The sequence below is a fragment of the Rappaport israeli genome, assembly GCF_001888055.1.
Classification (GTDB): domain Bacteria; phylum Pseudomonadota; class Gammaproteobacteria; order Cardiobacteriales; family Cardiobacteriaceae; genus Rappaport; species Rappaport israeli.
On sequence record NZ_LXHZ01000023.1, the window covers coordinates 40,779 to 59,175 of the forward strand.

The 18,397-nt window shown below is 41.6% G+C and carries 16 protein-coding genes and 5 pseudogenes; 8 read left to right on the top strand and 13 right to left on the bottom strand.

Translation table 11 applies throughout. The features are described 5' to 3' along the window. Positions 1-7: 7 nt before the first annotated feature. Positions 8-1,000: an oxygen-dependent tRNA uridine(34) hydroxylase TrhO gene (trhO, locus tag A5N84_RS07035; RefSeq protein WP_072281806.1), complete on the bottom strand. Its 993-nt coding sequence runs from the start codon at positions 998-1,000 to the stop codon at positions 8-10. A gap of 328 nt (positions 1,001-1,328) precedes the next feature. On the opposite strand from trhO, the gene A5N84_RS10300 reads away from it, so the two are divergent. From A5N84_RS10300 to A5N84_RS07060, 5 genes and pseudogenes are all read left to right on the top strand, one after another. Next, on the top strand, positions 1,329-1,496 hold the full coding sequence (locus A5N84_RS10300; RefSeq protein ID WP_158008674.1) for a hypothetical protein: 168 nt from the start codon (positions 1,329-1,331) through the stop codon (positions 1,494-1,496). Between the two features lie 212 nt (positions 1,497-1,708). Next, positions 1,709-2,401 carry an ATP-binding protein gene (locus tag A5N84_RS07040; protein WP_072281807.1) on the top strand — a complete coding sequence of 231 codons (693 nt, stop codon included), beginning with the start codon at positions 1,709-1,711 and terminating at the stop codon, positions 2,399-2,401. A 13-nt stretch (positions 2,402-2,414) separates the two neighbouring features. Continuing rightward, positions 2,415-2,771, top strand: a complete 357-nt coding sequence (locus A5N84_RS07045) for a response regulator (RefSeq protein ID WP_072281808.1) — start codon at positions 2,415-2,417, stop codon at positions 2,769-2,771. A gap of 4 nt (positions 2,772-2,775) precedes the next feature. After that, complete coding sequence (locus tag A5N84_RS07050; RefSeq protein WP_072281809.1) at positions 2,776-3,231, top strand: chemotaxis protein CheX; 456 nt, start codon at positions 2,776-2,778, stop codon at positions 3,229-3,231. Positions 3,232-3,333: 102 nt separating this feature from the next. Beyond that, positions 3,334-3,996, top strand: a pseudogene (locus A5N84_RS07060) (substrate-binding periplasmic protein); the annotation flags it as partial. A 406-nt stretch (positions 3,997-4,402) separates the two neighbouring features. On the opposite strand, the gene A5N84_RS07065 reads toward A5N84_RS07060, so the two are convergent. Together A5N84_RS07065 and A5N84_RS07070 are read right to left on the bottom strand one after the other, a co-directional pair. Further along, positions 4,403-5,011 carry a nitroreductase family protein gene (locus A5N84_RS07065; protein ID WP_233120029.1) on the bottom strand — a complete coding sequence of 203 codons (609 nt, stop codon included), beginning with the start codon at positions 5,009-5,011 and terminating at the stop codon, positions 4,403-4,405. Positions 5,012-5,067: 56 nt separating this feature from the next. Then, on the bottom strand, positions 5,068-5,448 hold the full coding sequence (locus tag A5N84_RS07070) for a pirin-like C-terminal cupin domain-containing protein (RefSeq protein WP_072281811.1): 381 nt from the start codon (positions 5,446-5,448) through the stop codon (positions 5,068-5,070). A 163-nt stretch (positions 5,449-5,611) separates the two neighbouring features. On the opposite strand from A5N84_RS07070, the pseudogene A5N84_RS09615 reads away from it, so the two are divergent. Further along, positions 5,612-6,169: pseudogene (locus A5N84_RS09615) on the top strand (substrate binding domain-containing protein); the annotation flags it as partial. Between the two features lie 109 nt (positions 6,170-6,278). Here the strand turns inward: A5N84_RS09615 and A5N84_RS13490 are convergent. The 10 genes and pseudogenes from A5N84_RS13490 to A5N84_RS07125 all read right to left on the bottom strand — a co-directional run bounded on the left by A5N84_RS13490 (position 6,279) and on the right by A5N84_RS07125 (position 15,001). Next, positions 6,279-7,213, bottom strand: a pseudogene (locus A5N84_RS13490) (ABC transporter permease). After that, positions 7,210-8,191, bottom strand: a pseudogene (locus A5N84_RS07085) (ABC transporter permease). Before A5N84_RS07085 ends, A5N84_RS13490 begins: the two co-directional pseudogenes overlap by 4 nt. A gap of 102 nt (positions 8,192-8,293) precedes the next feature. Continuing rightward, entirely contained in the window at positions 8,294-9,847 is a 1,554-nt protein-coding gene (locus A5N84_RS07090; protein WP_408633846.1) for an ABC transporter substrate-binding protein, read from the bottom strand. A gap of 45 nt (positions 9,848-9,892) precedes the next feature. Beyond that, positions 9,893-11,610, bottom strand: a pseudogene (locus tag A5N84_RS07095) (ABC transporter ATP-binding protein). Between the two features lie 153 nt (positions 11,611-11,763). Then, entirely contained in the window at positions 11,764-12,267 is a 504-nt protein-coding gene (locus A5N84_RS07100; RefSeq protein WP_078055647.1) for a TPM domain-containing protein, read from the bottom strand. Continuing rightward, positions 12,261-12,599 (bottom strand): hypothetical protein, encoded by a 339-nt coding sequence (locus A5N84_RS07105; RefSeq protein WP_143324872.1) that lies wholly within the window; start codon positions 12,597-12,599, stop codon positions 12,261-12,263. The genes A5N84_RS07100 and A5N84_RS07105 overlap by 7 nt, the downstream gene beginning before the upstream one ends. Next, a complete protein-coding gene (locus A5N84_RS07110) occupies positions 12,518-13,156 on the bottom strand; it encodes a TPM domain-containing protein (protein WP_072281815.1) in 639 nt (212 codons plus the stop codon). Before A5N84_RS07110 ends, A5N84_RS07105 begins: the two co-directional genes overlap by 82 nt. A gap of 51 nt (positions 13,157-13,207) precedes the next feature. Beyond that, complete coding sequence (locus A5N84_RS07115) at positions 13,208-13,792, bottom strand: LemA family protein (protein ID WP_072281816.1); 585 nt, start codon at positions 13,790-13,792, stop codon at positions 13,208-13,210. A gap of 21 nt (positions 13,793-13,813) precedes the next feature. After that, on the bottom strand, positions 13,814-14,248 hold the full coding sequence (locus tag A5N84_RS07120) for a DUF4442 domain-containing protein (protein WP_158008675.1): 435 nt from the start codon (positions 14,246-14,248) through the stop codon (positions 13,814-13,816). A 321-nt stretch (positions 14,249-14,569) separates the two neighbouring features. Then, a complete protein-coding gene (locus A5N84_RS07125) occupies positions 14,570-15,001 on the bottom strand; it encodes a SixA phosphatase family protein (RefSeq protein ID WP_072281817.1) in 432 nt (143 codons plus the stop codon). 135 nt (positions 15,002-15,136) lie between these two features. Here A5N84_RS07125 and clpB point away from each other — a divergent pair, with 135 nt between their 5' ends. After that, positions 15,137-17,707 carry an ATP-dependent chaperone ClpB gene (gene clpB / locus A5N84_RS07130; protein WP_072281837.1) on the top strand — a complete coding sequence of 857 codons (2,571 nt, stop codon included), beginning with the start codon at positions 15,137-15,139 and terminating at the stop codon, positions 17,705-17,707. A gap of 4 nt (positions 17,708-17,711) precedes the next feature. Next, entirely contained in the window at positions 17,712-18,254 is a 543-nt protein-coding gene (locus A5N84_RS07135; RefSeq protein WP_158008676.1) for a substrate-binding periplasmic protein, read from the top strand. The last annotated feature ends 143 nt before the right edge of the window (positions 18,255-18,397 follow it).

Consider the following 18,397-nt stretch of genomic DNA (forward strand, 5'->3'; position numbering starts at 1 on the left):
AGAACAATTATTTACTTTGTAATTGTTTAAGTAGCGTTTTTTGTCGACGACGTTTTTGCGCTATCGCCTCCACCTCTCCACCAATATGCGTCTCACCACGTTTTTTAGCTAATGCTGTTTGCTTTTGGCGCTCCTCAAAACGTTTTTTTTGTCTCTTAGTTGTTTGTGCATAACAATGTGGACAAGACACCCCTTGTTCATAGTATTGGCTTGCTTTATCTTCTTCTGTAATCGGCATACGACAGGCAAAACATTGATCATACTGCCCTACTTCTAACGTTTTAGTAACCGCAACTCGATTATCAAAAACAAAACACTCCCCCTCCCAAAGAGAGTCCTCTGGCGCAACATCTTCAAAATATTGCAAAATGCCACCCTCTAAATGATAAACATGCTCAAAGCCTTGTTGTTTCAAATAAGCAGTTGATTTTTCACAACGAATGCCACCAGTGCAAAACATCGCAATCTTTTTATGACGATTTTTATCTAAATGTTTTGCTACATACTCAGGAAATTCGCGAAATGATTGCGTATTAGGATTAATAGCCTGTTTAAACGTGCCAATCTTTATTTCATAATCATTACGCGTATCAATGAGCAACACCTCAGGGTCTTGAATGAGCGCATTCCAATCTTTAGGCGCAACATATTCTCCAGCATCTGTACGTGGGTCAATATCCTCCACCCCCATCGTTACAATCTCTTTTTTAAGCTTCACCTTACTACGATAAAAAGGCAACTCCTCACTATAGGATTCTTTATGATTAAACTCCCCTATTTGAGGAATACGTTTTAAAAATGCCAGCACCACATCAATACCCAACCGCGATCCTGCAATTGTGCCATTAATCCCTTCACGAGCAATCAATAACGTACCCCGCACCTCATTGGCACACATACAATCATAAATCGGCTTCTGATAAGCCTCAAAGTCTTCAAAATGAGTAAATTTATAGAGCGCCGCAATTACTACCGCTTGCGTTTTATCTTGTAAAGTCATTGTTTCTCCGCTTACTGGAACGTAAAACCAGTGCCAAAATTAAAAGTAAAAATTCAATAAAAAACAGCACAAACAGCCATTTGTGTAGGGCATTATACTGCCTAAAAAAATAAAGACAAACCAATAAAGTGCTCATTATTTCTTTAGAAAAAGAAAAAACTTACAAAAAATATTTTCCTATCCTGTCTGAGTACCAATTCCATAAAAAAATCCTTTTCTATTAATACAATAGCGCGCATAAAAATGTTCTAACTAAGGAAGTGTCCATGCAGCAAAAAACAAAGTGCGTTTAAACGCTATCTAGGTCTTAATCTCTTTTATCGGCGGATTGATTGTATTATTTATTGTATTTGCATTGCTAACCATCCGCGCTGAAGTAAACTTAGTACGCCAAAGTGCGAAAATCGCGATGAGCGAGCGGTTGCAACAAAATATTACGGCAATTGTTCAACCTGATGAGCATCTAGAATTTCAACAGGCACTAGAACAACTCTAAGCCAACTGGGCGCCTGTTAAAGCGAGAACACAAGAATATTTAGCTGTTGCTAGTGATATCATGATTGATGCTGACGACCAACTAAAAGCCGCTGAGCTTCAAGCTCAACTAAACAATGCTAAAATTTAGAAGCTCTTGATGAAATATCGTTAGACAGTCGTTCCGACTTTACCACAACAGTTGATAGACAACGTTTAACGCTTATTGTTTTAATGATTGGCGTAATTATTTACTTCTTAGCGCTCCTATTTATCTTTATCCGCCGTTTGTTTAAAGCTGATGAACAAATTTTAGAAGCACAGCAAGAAACTTCAGAAATCATGCAAACAGTGCAAGAAGAACTGTTCCTTATTGATAGAGATTTAAGAGTTAGTCAACAGCATTCAACTGCATTAAAAGAAATTCTTCCCAATATCCGCCTAAGTGGGCAAACTTTTGAGGAATTATTAGAAAGTATTCTAAAAAAAAAAGATAAATTAGAAACGCTAAAATCAGTTGCCATCCAGCTTATTCGTAATGCAGTTGTACATGGCATTGAGGATTCTGAGATTAGAAGACAAAACAATAAGAATCCTGCAGGAAACATTAGTGTTGAGTTGACTGAACAAGACAACAAAGTTGAATTAATCGTCAGAGATGACGGCAAAGGGATTGACACTGTTGTCATTAAAGAAAAACTCAAGCAACTGCCTCACTTTAATAAAGACTCTGATGCTATGAGCACAAAAGAACTATTCCAAGCCATCTTTATCTCTGGGCTATCCACTGCTGAGCAAAATAATGAAGATGCTGGCAGAGGTGTAGGGATGGATGTTGTTAAAGAACAAGTTAAATCCATTGGCGGCGCACTCAACCTCAGAACTAGAAAAGGTGAGCTCACTGCCTTCACTGTTAACTTAAAATAAGGGCAATCAGACTATGTATAATTTATTAGATGACTCCATGATTATTAGAAATAAAATATCGCGATTACCAACTACTTCTAATTTTAAAATAGTAGGTAAGGCAAACAATGGTGAAGAAGCATTAAAAATTGTTAAAAAAATGCCTATTGATATTGTTACTATAGATTTAACAATGCCTGAAATGGACGGTCTAACATGTATTAAAGAGCTCATGCAAATTAAACCTAATTTACAGATTCTTGTTGTCTCTGCCTTATCAGATAAAGCAACTGGCATCAAATCCTTGGAGTTAGGTGCCAATGGCTTTTTAACTAAACCTTTTAGCGATGAACAATTATTAGATGCTTTAAATGAAATGATGGAGGATTAATACAATGAAAGAAGAAAGAATGCAGGTATTTATTGATGGAGCTAATAGATTTTTCAATGAAGTAAATAATATTAATGCAGAAATTGGTACCCCTTACTTAGTTGAAAATGACAAGCCCAAAGTCCATGACTTTACGGGAATTATCGGACTTTCTGGTGATTACAAAGGTTGCGTATATTTTACAGCACCTCGGGCATTATTACGCCATATCCTACTTGAAATTGGTGAAAAGAATACTAATAAAGAGGCTATGTTTGACCTAGTTGGTGAAATTGCCAACACTATTTCAGGAAATGCTCGTAGAGTTTATGGAGAATCTTTTATGATTTCCGCACCCATTATTATTGAAGGTGCGCCAAGTGAAATCTTCTTACCCAAAGATTCTCGTTCGTATGTAATTCCTATCTCTTGGCAAGAATATACCGCTGCAACGGTTATTTGCTTACAAAATCCAAAATAATAAATCCGATACTATTAAATGAAAAAAATTATTTCTGCACTTTTATTGGCTACTTTATTAACAAATCAAGTCGGCACAGCGTAAACTTATCAAGTAGGCGTAGACCCCCACTATCCTCCTATGGAATTCTTAGATGAAGAAGCAACAATTGTAGGATATGATGTTGATTTAATTCATGCTATTGCCGAAAATTAAGGCTTTGAAGTACAGCTAAATGCTGATATATGGGATAACATATTTAATCTGTTAGACAATGGGGAAAGAGATATGATTATTTCTACAGTAACAAAAACCCCAGAAAGAATGCAATTATATGATTTTTCTGATGAATATTTTGAAATAAATTTTTCAGTACTGTATAACAAAGAAAAACTAGGCGAAATTAAAACAATTGATGATATGCGTCCTTACAAGATAGGTGTTTTAATTGCGAGCTCAGATTCAGAACGCTTAAAACAAAAAAGCATTAAAGGTGTATATGGATACTCTACCGTTTTTTTAGATCTTAAAGCGCTTGCCCAAGGAAAAATTGATATTTTATATACCGAAGATGTTGTAGAAGGATATGCATTAAGTCATTATCCTGAATTAAATTTTGCTTTCAATCTTATTAATTCTGACGAGAATTTTTCCTTACCTATTGCTATAGCGGTAAAAAAAGGCAATACTGAATTACTAGACAAACTTAATGCTGGTTTGAAAAATTTAAAAGAAAACGGTCAGTTAGAAGAGCTTAGACAAAAATGGATTAATACAAGTAATTAACCCAACCCTTCTACTCTATAAAAATAAAAACAGCCAATAGTATAAAGCTATTGGCTGTTTTTATTCGCCTACTTTAATTAGATATGATCCCAAAATAAAAAATACAGAAATCCTTATTTTAATCCAAAAAATCGTAAACAATATTAGCAAATAAAATTTTCAGTAATTATAAACTATAGGTTATTAATATATACGTATAAAGTTTGATTTTTATATAAAGATAATAATTTCCATTAAGAAGAATCTGTTATTTCAAATAAAACTAGTTCTTTTTATTATCATGTTAATGAATTATATGCTATATCATTTTTTTTAAACACAATAAAAATCTGCACTCCAATACGCTGATTAATTAAAACAGCATTACTTAGAGTGCAGATAAAACTAATATTTTAAATAAAAGATTTTATGAAAATACTTTTAATCTTGGTTTAACATCAGAAAATTCTTTTTCTCCAGCTGGTGCTTCAATGCCACCAAAGACCATTTGTGCAACTAATGACCAGTTAGAATCTATTTGCCAGTTTGCTTTTACCTGTTCATCAATCAAAGGATTATAGTGTTGCAAACTTGCACCTACATTCAAACTTGCCAATGCCGTCCAAACAACATATTGATGCATTGCGTTTGTATGCTGAGACCACTCAGGGAATTTATCTGCAAATTGCTCAAATTGCTCTTGTAACCCATGTACCACTGCTTGGTCTTCAAAGAACAAGATAGTCCCTGCACCAGCTTTAAATCCATCAATCTTATTTTTCGTTGTTGCAAATTTTTCATCATCATTAACAACTTCTCTAAGAATATCTTCAGCTATTTGCCAAAGTTTTTCGTGCTCTTGACCAAATAGGACTACTAAACGTGTAGATTGTGAATTAAACGCTGATGGCGTATGCAAAAGCGCATGCTCTACTAATGCAACAATTTCTTGTTGTTCTACAGGCAATTGCTTATTTAATGCATAAACACTACGGCGTTTTTCCATATTATTGTGCAAAACTTGTAAATCTGACACAATTTTCTCCTTTTATAACTAACAATAAAACTGATTAAAATAAAAACAATCCATCGCTAACCCTTAAATCCTACAGGCAATTCTGGAGCCACCAATCGCTTAAGCGTAGTTTTTACTTTGCCAAAGCGAGGATGATGGTTATTCCAGTCTTCTATAGACTGTTTAATTTCCTCTTTGCTATCGGCAACAAAATTCCACCATAGTAACACTTTTTGTTGCAAGGGCTCACCCCCAATTAACATAAACCGACATCCTTTTTTAGCACTAACACGAATGGGTGTTGCTTGTGTTAGCACACCTTCTCCCAAGCGCATTAACCTATCTGCTTCGTAGCCCTCTCCTTCTAATTCCAACTCATCTACAATTGTTAGCAGACCATATTCCATGCCTGCTTCAAGTTGTAGTGTGGCTTCACCATCTTGTAAAAAAATGTACATCTAACCCAATCAGAGGAGATTATTGCATAATGTCGAACAACTCAATAACTAACTAAACCACCCCAGCCCAAATCTAAGCAGTAGCCTTAAACTTGCGCTTCCTCTGTCTTTTGGGCTTTTACATTTAAGCCCTTTAATTAATCAATAGGCTCAGCAGCATCCCGAACTTATTTTAAAGTTACATTTTTCTGACCGTAAAGTAGATTTAATCAAAGAAGGCTATGAATTAGCCATTCGCATTGGGCATTTAAAAGATTCCAGCTATCATGCCAAACCCCTTTGTCCCATACATTTTAGCCTCTGTGCAAGCCCTCAATATCTCAAACGACACGGCACACCCAACACCTTAGCCGAACTACAACGCCACAACTTCCTACAATATGGCTATCATAAACATCCCACTCTCACCCTTATCGACCCACAGCAAAACATCCACACCCTAAACCTAAAAAGCAAAATCAACGCTAATAATGGGGATTTTCTTTTACAAATGGCGTTAAACCATCATGGTATCGCCTATCTCCCTACTTTCTTAAGCCATCGCGCCATTGCAAACAACCAACTTCAGCATGTTCTTCCTCATTATCAATTTCCTAGTGTTAAAGCTTATGCGCTTTATCCCAGCAACCGCTATCTCTCGCCACAAAGTCGCCTGCTTATCGAACATCTCTCTGAGCAATTAGGCGACCCACCCTATTGGGATAGGTCAAACCAATCATAATCCCATATTTATAAAAAACGCTAGATACGGCGAACCGCACCTAGCGCAAAACTGCCAGTTTAATGACTAGCAACTATTTACGGGTTAAAAAATATCGCTTTTTTTTGCATTAACCTTTAAACAATTTAGGATTAAACACATCACGCAACCAATCCCCTAATAAATTCACCACTAAAACCAATACCACTAATACTATTCCAGGGAATAGCGTAATCCACCATGAGCCTGAGCTAATATAAGCAAAGCCATTTGAAATCAATGAGCCAAGTGAAGGTTTAGAAGGTGGCATTCCTAAGCCCAAAAAGGACAATGCCGCCTCACTCATAATTGCATTGGCAATTTGCACTGTAGAAATTACTAAAATTGGCGACAAACAATTTGGCAAAATATGGCGAAACATAATGCGCATAGGTTTAAATCCCATCACTTTAGCAGCCTCAACATATTCCTTACCTTTTTCAGCCAAAGCAGTTGAACGAATTGTGCGCGCATATTGTGGCCATTCTGCAATTCCAATAATCAATACCAAAATCACCACCGCATAATTGGCAAAAAAATTGCGCCCCAAATGCCGTTTTAAAAAATTGCTGAAACAATAATTGCCACCATCAATGTAGAAAATGACAACTGCACATCTGCAATTCGCATCAATACACTATCCACCCAACCGCCATAATACGCTGCAACCAATCCAACAATAATGCCTAACAGCATTTGTAACGCCACCGCAAAAATACCAATCACCAATGATGTTCTAAGACCATATAAGATGGTTGAATAAATCCCCCTACCCTGCTCATCTGTTCCTAGCCAAAAACGCGCATCTCCCCCCTCCATCCAAATCGGTGGCAATTCAGAATCTAAAATATCAATTAACAATAAATCATAAGGATTACTTTGCGCCAAAAGCGGGGCAAACAGCGCCAACATCGTCAAAGTCAGTAAAATAAAAAGCGATACAATCGCGGTTTTATCGCGCTTAAAATAATAAAACAAATCAGAGGATAAAAAACGTTGCCAACGTGTTGGATGCTCTTTCATCATGCGCTTTCTCCTGATAATTTAACCCGCGGGTCAATCAATCCATAAATAATATCAACCACCGTATTAGTCATCACAAACACAAAGCCTACAAACACAATATAGGTTGTCAGCAATGGAATATCTGCGCGATTAACCGCCTGTAAAAACATTAATCCCATTCCAGGCCATTGAAATACCGTCTCAGTTAAAATCGTATACGCAATCATCGTTCCCAACTGAACTCCGCCTACCGTAATCACTGGCAAAAGCGTATTTTTAAGCGCATGCTTATAGCGGATTGTACTTTTTTTTTAGCCCCTTCGCGCGGGCAAAACGAATATATTCCTGCCCTAAAGATTCCATCATCTCAGCACGTACCAAGCGAATAAAAAGCGGTAACATAATTGAAGAGAGCGCTATCGCTGGCAATATTAAATGCAACAATCCATCTGTAGTTAAAAACCCCGTCGACCAATAATTCCCCAACGCCACTGTTTCACCGCGCCCATAAGAAGGCAACCACCCAAGTCCCTCAGAAAAAACAAATAACAACAAAATCGCCGTTAAAAACACAGGAATAGAAATTCCAACAATACTCACGCCCATAATAATTTTAGTCAACCATGAGCGCGGATAAATCGCCGTATAAATCCCTAGAGGAATAGACAAGCCTACAACCAATAAAGAAGAGACCAATACCAGCTCCATCGTTGCAGGTAGTTTTTCTAAAATAACCTCTAAAGTTGGACGTTTAAAAAAATAACTTGTCCCAAAATCCCCCTGAACCGCATGAAGCACATAACGCCCATACTGCACTAAAAAAGGGTCATTCAACCCAAGAGATTCTCGCAAAGCTATTTTTTCCGCCTCTGGCGTACCCATACTGGTGAGCTCATTTATAGGGTCGCCTAACTTACTTTGCACCGCAAAAGCAATAAAGGAAATAATCAGCATCACCACCGCTAACTGCGCGATTCTTCTAATTAAAAATAACAACATAGATTTTTATGTACTTAAAAAATAATAAAATGCTCATAAATTAAGAAAATCAGCGCACCATTGAGCATTGCCTCCAATAGCGCGCTGATCTAATCCTAAAACTTACTCGCTAACAATTACATCACCAAATAATGGGAAGTTTTTCAAATTAACATTTTCAGGGAAATTACTAATTTTAGATTTATAACCCCAGTCCAAATTCTGCCAATGTAATGGCACAACAATTGCTTCATCATATTCAATCTTAGCCACTTGTTTTAAAAGCGCGCTACGCTCTTCTGGATCAAGAGTTGCGTTAGCTTGATTTACCAAAGTATCTAACTGAGCATTAGAATTGCCATTACAATTATATTGACCCACGCCTGTTTCATTATTGCGTGTCATCGTCAAATATTCACTATAGTTGGCAGAATCACCCGTATCAGAGCTCCATCCAATCAATTGAATACCATTTTCACATTTTTCAAATTCATCCCAATATTGCGCTTTAGGCATTGTTGTTAACTGCACATCAATATTGATTTTTGCCAACATTGCCGCCACTGCTTGAGCAATTTTTTCATCATTGACATAACGATTATTAGGCGAAATCATCGTTACGCTAAAGCCTTTCTCATACCCTGCTTCTTTCATCAATGCCTTAGCTTTTTCTAAGTCATAACGCGGCGCAAGCGATTCATTATGCCCACTATATCCCTCAGGTGAAAGCTGACCAGCAGGCGTTGCAAAACCACGCATGATTTTATCCACAATGCCTTTATTATTAATAGCATGCACCACCGCCTCACGCACACGCACATCTTTAAATGGCTCAACCACCTCTTGATTAAGTTCTAAGAAAATAATGCGGTCGCTAGGAATAGAATAAAGTTCATAGCCTTTTGCATCTTTCACACGGTCTAAATCTGTTGGTGCTACTGGATAAATCCAATCCACATCACCTGATAACAATGCAGAAATGCGCGTAGGATTTTCTTTAATTGGGACTAATTTTAAACGCTCAATATTGCCAGAGTCTGCCCAATAATCATGATTTTTAACATACACACTCTCCACACCCTGCTGACGAGATTCCAATTTAAACGGGCCTGTACCTGAAACATTCATTGACGCGAAAGTGCCCGTACTCTTTTCAATAGCAGACTTATCCTTACCGTTATCATCTTTTCCAGTATAGAAATCCTTATCCATCACAAAAAGATACGTCATATTTGCCAGCACCAACGGATAAGGCTCTTTTGTAATAATATCTACCGTATAATCATCGACCTTCTCAATGCGGTCATAATTAGCCAATAACCCCTTAAAATCAGCTGAGGATAACAAGCGGTTGTAACTAAACACCACATCCTCTGCCGTCATCTCATTGCCACTATGAAATTTCACCCCTTTACGCAAATGAAAACGCATGGTCTTATCATCAATTTTTTCCCAACTTTCCGCCAAACGGGGTTGTATCTCCAAATTTGCATCCATAAAAACCAAAGGGTCAAACAGTAAATAACCCATCTGCAAAGTACCCGCTGATAATTGCTCCTGTGGATCCATTGACACTGGGTCAGAATCATAAGCAATCGTAATATCTGCTGCATGAGCAATCATTGCTGCCGATGCCGTCATAGCTAAAGCCAATATATTTTTTTTAAACATTTTCACTCCTCATGTTAAATAACTTTGTCAAACACTCTTGCCAGCGTTTTTTTACACCCTTACATGCGCCTCATCAAAACGTGGCATTAAGCGAATTAACTCCTTTGTATAAGCATGTTGAGGATGGTCAAATAATTGATTACTCTCACCAACTTCCACCAACTTGCCATACTTCATCACCCCAATCTCATCACACATTTGCCGCACCACAGGCAAATCATGGCTAATAAAAAGCATCGTCAATTGCAATTCATCTTGCAAATCTTTTAACAAATTCAAAATCTGCGCCTGCACCGACACATCCAAAGCCGAAGTAGGCTCATCACAAATTAGCAAAGTAGGACGCGTCGCCAGCGCTCTAGCAACAGAAATTCGTTGACGCTGCCCCCTGAAAATTCATGCGGAAACTTATCCCCAGCACCCTTTCCAAGCCCAACATAATTCAACAAATCATCCACCACTTGTCGCACTTGCGCCTCTGATTGAGCCAATTGATGAAAACGCATAGGCTCTGCAATAATATCGCGCACCCGCATGCGCGGATTAACCGAAGAATACGGATTTTGAAACACCATCTGCATCGCCCTTCGAAAAGACAAGCGCGCCTTATCGCTTTGAATCGCCGTTAAGTCCTTACCTTCAAAAATCACCTGACCGCTATCTGGTGCATAAAGCCCTGTAATAATGCGCGCCAAAGTAGATTTCCCCGAACCAGACTCCCCTACCAAACCAAAACTTTTTCCCCTTCTAATACTAAAACTCACCCCATCAACCGCCTGCACATACTCACGCTTACTGGCAAAAAAAGAACGATGCGTTAAAAAACGCAACGACACATTCTTTACCGCCAACAACGCCTGATTATCCTGCGCAGTTGCATTGTCCTCTTTACGCCCCAACCAGTGCGTTTTTAAATCAATCTTTGCCGCCTCATGCGCATGCTCAATATAAGTAACCAACGGAAAACGCTCTAATTTATACTGCGAAGGTGGCACAGCTGAAATCAAACTTTTTGTATAATCATGCACTGGCGCACGCAACACCTGTTGCGTCTTCCCAATCTCCACCCGCTCCCCCCGATACATCACCATCACCCTATCGGTTACCGACGCCACCACCCCCATATCATGCGTTACCAACATACACCCAACATTATTTTCAATACACAGCCGACGAATCAACTGCAAAATCTGGTCTTGAATCGACACATCTAAAGCCGTTGTTGGTTCATCTGCAATAATAAATTTAGGTTTTGTAGATAAAGCAATCGCAATCACCACTCGCTGACGCATCCCTCCTGAAAACTGATGCGGATATTGGCGCATACGACGCTCAGCATTTTTAATCCCCACCGCCTCCAAAAGCTCAATCGCTCGCATGCGAGCCGCACTATAGCCAATTTTCAAATGCGCCAACATCGGTTCAACAATCTGCTCTTCAATCGTAAAAAGCGGATTTAACGATGTCATCGGGTCTTGGAAAATAAAGCCAATATCCTTACCACAAACCTTGCGCATCTCTTCAGCATTTAGCGTACGCAAATCCTGCCCATCTAGCCACACCTCACCGCCACTCACATAGCCAGGTGGCGATAATAACTTTGCAATTGCATTACCTACCGTCGACTTCCCCGCGCCAGATTCCCCTACAATCCCTAGAATCTCGCCTGCATGAAGATTAAAACTCACCTTCTTCACCGCCTGAAAATCCCCATGACGTGAAGGAAAAACAACTTGCAAATCCTTGACTTGTAATAATGCAGCAGACATTCCCAACCCACCCCTCAATCAATGATTAATCTTTAACAAAAGCAAAAGCTATAGCCGCTAGATAATCTCAATACCTTATCGATTTCTAACACAAAAGCAAGAAAATTTTACAACCCTCTCTTGCTAATAAACATTCCAAAACCCTAGTTAGCGCTACAAAATATGCGCCCCATCGTCTAACTCATTACCAAACACATCCTCCCCACCCTCATAAGCCCGCAACGTCTGCCCAATCCGCGCCACCAAATTCAACAACCCCGTCAACGCCTGCCCCTGCTTAAGCGCCATCAACGCCTCATCACAATGCGCCTGCCACAAAGCTTGTGGCGCTTTTCCCCTTATCCCCTCATCTACCACCAACTCCAAACGCCTTTCTAGCAAATTCACATACACCAACACCCCACTACGATTTTTCGTCTCCCACACCCGCAAACTAGCAAATAGCGCCTCCGCCCGTGCGCGCACCGAACCCTGCCACGCCCAATCCAACGGCAATGTGCGCTCAATAACCAACACCACCTCCCCACCATGCCCCAACTCCGCTGCCGCCACAGCCTCCTGCAACGACTGTCTAGTACGCGCATTTAACCACGCAAACCGCCACGGATAGCAACACCCATGCCGCACCACTCGCCAACATCTTACCCACATCACCATGACCCTCCAGCGCCTCCGCCCCCAAATCCGCCACCACCGCCACGATAACCACCGCCCCCACGACGCCCATTCATTCTCCCACCAAACCCATCCCCATAGCCTGAAGGCAAACGCCCCACCACCACAGCATTACCCCCACTCACAAACGCTGGCACCATCACCACCAACATCACCGCCAACCCCAAAACCAGCGCCAACCATAAACTCACCCCCCCCATACCTGACAACACCCCAACCGTCCCCACACCGCCTAAAACCCAGCCAAAATCCGCCCTAAAAACTGCGACAACACCGTCGCTATAATCACAGCTGGCACAATCAAAGCCAGCCAATCCCCTGCCACCTCCTGTTGCACCTGCGCCTTATCTGCCGCCACCAAGCGCTGTTGAGTCTCATCATCTACCAACAATCGCGTTGCCATCGCCTGCAAACCCAACTCAATCCCGCCAGCATAATCCCCCACCTTAAAAGCTGGAGTGATTTGCTCTGTAATAATTCGCTTAACCGACACATCAGGCAGCGCCCCCTCCAACCCATATCCTGTCAACACCTGCAAATCACGCTCCTCAATCGCCACCAACAGCAACAACCCCTCATCAGACTCACGCCCACCCAACTGCCAACGCTCCGCCAGCGCCAACGCATAATCAAACACCCCCAACCCCTGCGTTGAATCCACCACCACAACCGCCGCCTGCATCACCCCTTCACGCGCCCAACGTTGCAACCGCGCCTCTAATTGCGCTTGGCGCATTGGCTCAATCACTCCCGCCACATCCACCACTGCCGATTGACCAACCGCCACCCTCTCCACAGGCAACGCCCACCCCAAAACCGCCACAACCCACAACCCCCAAATTCCTACCACGCGCCAAATAATCTTATTCATCCCAAATAATCGCCCACAACCTATAGAAAAATAATTTTAAAAAACAGCACATTAAAACTGCACACTTGGCGACGTGGCAAGCGCAGACTCATTCTCTACCTGAAAATTCACCTTCTCCTGCAAACCAAATAACTTCGCCGTCAAATTACTTGGAAACGATCGCACCTTCACATTGTAATCACGCACCGCCTCAATATAACGATTGCGCGCCACTGCAATGCGATTCTCCGTGCCATCTAACTGCGCCATCAAATTCTCAAAACTCACATTCGCCTTTAACTCAGGATAATTCTCCGCCACCACCAACAAACGCGACAACACACCCGACAACTCCCCCTGCGCCTGTTGAAACTGTCGCATCGCCTGCGCATCTTCCAACAACTCAGAAGACACCGACACCTGCCCCACCCTCGCGCGCGCTTGTGTAAGCGCCTCTAGCACCTGCGCCTCATGCCCAGCATATCCTTTCACCGTCTCCACCAAATTAGGCACCAAATCCGCACGTCTCTGATATTGATTGACCACCTCCGACCATTTCGCCTTCACTTCCTCATCCAAACGCTGCAACTCGTTATAGCCACAGCCAGCCAACATCCCCAACATCATCCCCCACAACATCCATTTCAACCAACGCATAGCCACTCCTTAAAAATAAAATTACTCTACAGATAACGGACGATATGCCCGCTTTAAACGCACATACAACTGCCGTCTAACCCTTGCCACCACCACCCCCTCCTCATCTACAATCTCCCCATGCGCCCAAGGCAAATATTTCTCCCCATTTTGCGTATGAGCGACAATCTCTTGCAAAAAATCCTGCGACACCCTCGCCTCAAAAAACACCTTCCCTCGCGCTGGGCGCACATATTCAATCTCTGCCGCCTGATCCCAAATATAGTATTTTTCCCACCCAAGCGCGGCATAAACCAACGACAAATACACAGGGTCAGTCATGGAAAACAAACTCCCCCCATATTGCGCCTTATGCATATTTAACGTCCACGGACGACGTTTTAACATCACCTTCATACAACGCAAATCCTCACTCACAAACACCACCTTAATACCACTAAAAAAAGCGGCGGCCACAAACTCAACCCCCAGCGCAACCCGCGCGGTGAGCGGAAAAAATAACGTTTAAAAAAATCATTCACAGCCTGCCTCCTAACGATTATACAGACTAAAAACTTATACCCAACAACCTGTGGATAACCTTGTGAATAACTCCTGAGTTTGCCGTAACAAAGGGACTAAACACACCTGCCAAAATTATCTTCCTTAACACTTGACAAACAAAATCACTATACAAATCAACATATTACATTAACCATTGTTTTTATTGGCGCTTTTAAAAAACTGAGATGAATGGCTTGTCATCCTTGTCAAAATGTGCATAACTTTATTAGCCACCTAGCTCACATACTTCTCTTTAAGCGTCCAATGCCCTGCCTCATCACACTGCAACCACCACAAATCACTGGTATTAAGTGCCAAATAATCTTTCTCTCCTGTTAAATAATAAGACACCACTTGCCCCACCCATGACTGATGCCCGACCACCAACAACTGCTCTGCCGTTTGCGCTTCAATAAACGCCAACACCGCATCAATCGCTGTTCCGGGATTAATCTGCGCACAGACCGCGTCAGGTTGTTTATAAAATCCTGCCGTTTGTTGCGTGCGCTGAGCTTGCGAACTTATAACCGTTAAATCCAAATTCTGTGCGTGCAACCATTGCGCAGTGCGTTGTGCCTGAGCTTGACCATACTCTGTTAATTCACGCTCTAAATCCGTACGCGCATTTCCCGCCTCACCATGACGCCACAATAATAAATGTTTCATTTGTCCTCCTTAAGACCAAGCACTAAAAAACGGGCATTCAGCATGACCATCTTGTTAAATTTACGCATTAAACTTGATTTTTATGCTCAATACCCAATATCGGTAATAGTTTTATTTCAAAAAAGGAAAAGCATTATGCAACAAAAATTCACTCAGCGCCTACAAGACGCTTTAATGAATGCTCAATCGCTTGCCGTTGGGCGCGACCATAACCAAATAGAGCCCGTTCATATTTTATCGGCTTTACTCGACCAACAAGGCAGCGCAACTGCTAGCATTTTGCGCCAAGCAGGCGCGGATATAGCCCAACTGCGGCAAAAACTCACCAGCGCCATTGACGCCTTACCAACCATCACACATGCCAACGGCGAGGTCAGTTTCTCACCAGAGAGCATTCGCCTAATCAACCGCTGCGATAAACTTGCTCAACAACATGGCGATCATTACATCTCCTCAGAAATTTTATTGATAGCTGCCATTGAGGGCAAAGACAACCTCAGCACGCTGCTAAGTGATAGCGGTGTCAACAAAAACAAACTCAATCAAGTGATAGAAGATTTGCGAGGGGGCGAAGCGGTAACCGAAGTTAACGCCGAAGACAAACGCGAAGCGCTTAAAAAATACACCATCGACGTTACCGCACGCGCCGAAGCAGGCAAAATCGACCCCGTTATTGGACGAGATGAAGAAATCCGCCGTGCCATGCAAATTCTACAACGCCGTAGCAAAAACAATCCTGTCTTAATTGGCGAACCAGGTGTAGGGAAAACCGCCATTGTTGAAGGATTAGCACAACGCATTGTAAATAATGAAGTCCCTGAGAGCCTAAAAGGCAAGCGCCTGCTTTCACTTGATTTAGCCGCCTTATTAGCAGGCACAAAATTCCGTGGCGAATTTGAAGAGCGCCTAAAAGCGGTCTTAACTGATATTGAGAAATCTAGCGGACAAATCATTTTATTTATTGATGAAATTCATACCATGGTTGGCGCAGGCAAAGCTGAAGGCTCAATGGATGCAGGTAATATGCTCAAACCTGCCCTCGCCCGCGGAGAACTACACTGCATTGGCGCGACCACATTAGAAGAATATCGCCAATATATGGAAAAAGATGCCGCTCTTGAGCGCCGTTTTCAAAAAGTATTGGTTGATGAGCCCAGTGTTGAAGACACCATCGCCATTTTACGCGGTCTACAAGAGCGCTATGAAGTCCATCATGGCATCAACATTACAGACCCAGCCTTAGTCGCTGCTGCCGTCTTATCCCATCGCTATATCAGTGGACGCAAACTACCCGACAAAGCCATTGATCTCATTGACGAAGCTGCGGCACAAATTCGCATGGAGCTTGATTCCAAACCTGAAAGCATGGATCGAATTGACCGTCGTCTTATTCAACTCAAGATGGAACGATTAGCGCTTGAAAAAGAAAATGACGACGCCTCAAAAAAACGCTTAACCGACCTTGAAACCGATATCAGCGCACTAGAAAAAGAATACGCCGACCTCGAAGAAATATTGCAGGCAGAAAAAGCCAGCATACAAGGCGCTGCCAGCATTAAAGAGGAAATCGACAAACTGCGTACTGAACTAGAAGCCGCCAAGCGCCAAGGCAATTACGAACGCATGAGCGAAATCCAATACGGCAAACTTCCCGCATTGGAAAAACAATTGCAAGAAACCGAAAACGAAGACCAAAGCGCCAACAATCAATTAGTGCGCAATAACGTCGGAGAGGAAGAAATTGCCACCATCGTCTCACGATGGACAGGCATTCCTGTAAGTAAAATGATGGAAAGCGAACGCGAAAAATTGCTAGAGCTCGAAGCAGTGCTCAATCGTCGTGTGATTGGACAACAAACAGCAGTAGAAGCCGTCGCCAACGCCATTCGTCGCAACCGCGCAGGCTTATCCGACCCCAATCGCCCAATTGGTTCATTCTTATTTTTAGGGCCAACAGGGGTCGGGAAAACCGAACTCTCTCGCACCCTAGCGCAATTTTTATTTGATAGCGACGAAGCGATGGTGCGCATTGATATGAGCGAATTTATGGAAAAACATAGTGTCGCCCGTTTAATTGGAGCGCCTCCTGGGTATGTTGGCTATGACCAAGGCGGTTATCTCACCGAAGCAGTGCGCCGTAAACCCTACTCCGTTATTTTGTTTGATGAAATCGAAAAAGCACATGCTGATGTCTTTAACATCTTATTGCAAGTGCTCGATGATGGCAGACTCACCGATGGACAAGGGCGCACCGTTGACTTTAGAAACAGCGTTATCATCATGACCTCCAACCTAGGCTCTGACCTCATTCAAGCAATGAGCGAGCAAAGTTATGATGAAATGAAAAGCGCTGTCATGGAAGTTGTTGGCAATCATTTCCGCCCTGAGTTCATCAACCGCATTGATGAAACCGTCGTATTCCATGCACTGGCTAAAGAACACATGGCAAGCATTGCCAATATTCAATTGCAACGCCTACAAAAACGCTTAAGCGACCGCGATTTAACACTTGAGCTGAGCAATGAAGCGCTGAATCATTTAATTGAAATTGGCTACGACCCACTCTTTGGCGCCCGTCCGCTTAAAAGAGCCATCCAAACCCATTTGGAAAACAAGCTTGCACAGGCTATTTTGCAAGGGCGCTACAGTAGCGGCAGCACCATCAAAATGGATTATCAACCTGATGAAGGCTTTGTCTTGCAATAGACTATTGTACAAACGCTCTCAAGCCCATTGTTCACAATGGGCTTTTTCTAAAAATTTCCATCTCATCATAAAATCCATAACAATCTTAAGCAAAACCCTAAAAACCATACCCAAGAAAATTGATAAAACAACCAAAACTATTGAGCAAGATAAAGAAGGCAATACAACAGGTTTTGAATACGAGCTTGTTCAGAAAATTGCGGAGCTTGAAGGATTTGAGCTTGAGCTCGTTCCTGTAGTTTTTCCTCAAGTATTTGACCAGCTCAAAAGAAAAGAAGTAGATTTTATTGGCTGGGTTTTTAAAACTGAAGAACGCGTCAATCAGAACCAATATGCTTTCACAGAACCACATAATATAGAAAAACTCGTGTTATTAGCTAGTAATGAACATGAAAAATTTGATGATGACCCCTTAACAAGTAATATTAAAATTTCTACCCTTAATTTCTCGCCCTTAGAAGATATTCTAAACTCATTACATGATGAACGTAGCAATGTTACCGTTCTCCCTGTCCAAAATCTCTTTTTACACGTAAGGCTGATTTAGCACTACTTACAGAGTCTTCGGCTAATTATTTTGTAGAAAATTATCCAGAATATCAATATAAAACTTACAAACTACCTGCTGATTATACACAAGAAATACCTGTGTCTTTTATGTTATTAAAGGATAATACTCAGTTATTAAAT

Bases quoted from the DNA above. Each gene is read 5' to 3' on its own strand.
- trhO (WP_072281806.1), bottom strand. From the start codon at position 1,000: ATGACTTTACAAGATAAAACGCAAGCGGTAGTAATTGCGGCGCTCTAT.
- A5N84_RS07040 (WP_072281807.1), top strand. From the start codon at position 1,709: ATGATTGGCGTAATTATTTACTTCTTAGCGCTCCTATTTATCTTTATC.
- A5N84_RS07045 (WP_072281808.1), top strand. From the start codon at position 2,415: ATGTATAATTTATTAGATGACTCCATGATTATTAGAAATAAAATATCG.
- A5N84_RS07050 (WP_072281809.1), top strand. From the start codon at position 2,776: ATGAAAGAAGAAAGAATGCAGGTATTTATTGATGGAGCTAATAGATTT.
- A5N84_RS07070 (WP_072281811.1), bottom strand. From the start codon at position 5,448: ATGTACATTTTTTTACAAGATGGTGAAGCCACACTACAACTTGAAGCA.
- A5N84_RS07100 (WP_078055647.1), bottom strand. From the start codon at position 12,267: ATGGTGATGTGGGTAAGATGTTGGCGAGTGGTGCGGCATGGGTGTTGC.
- A5N84_RS07110 (WP_072281815.1), bottom strand. From the start codon at position 13,156: ATGAATAAGATTATTTGGCGCGTGGTAGGAATTTGGGGGTTGTGGGTT.
- A5N84_RS07115 (WP_072281816.1), bottom strand. From the start codon at position 13,792: ATGCGTTGGTTGAAATGGATGTTGTGGGGGATGATGTTGGGGATGTTG.
- A5N84_RS07125 (WP_072281817.1), bottom strand. From the start codon at position 15,001: ATGAAACATTTATTATTGTGGCGTCATGGTGAGGCGGGAAATGCGCGT.
- clpB (WP_072281837.1), top strand. From the start codon at position 15,137: ATGCAACAAAAATTCACTCAGCGCCTACAAGACGCTTTAATGAATGCT.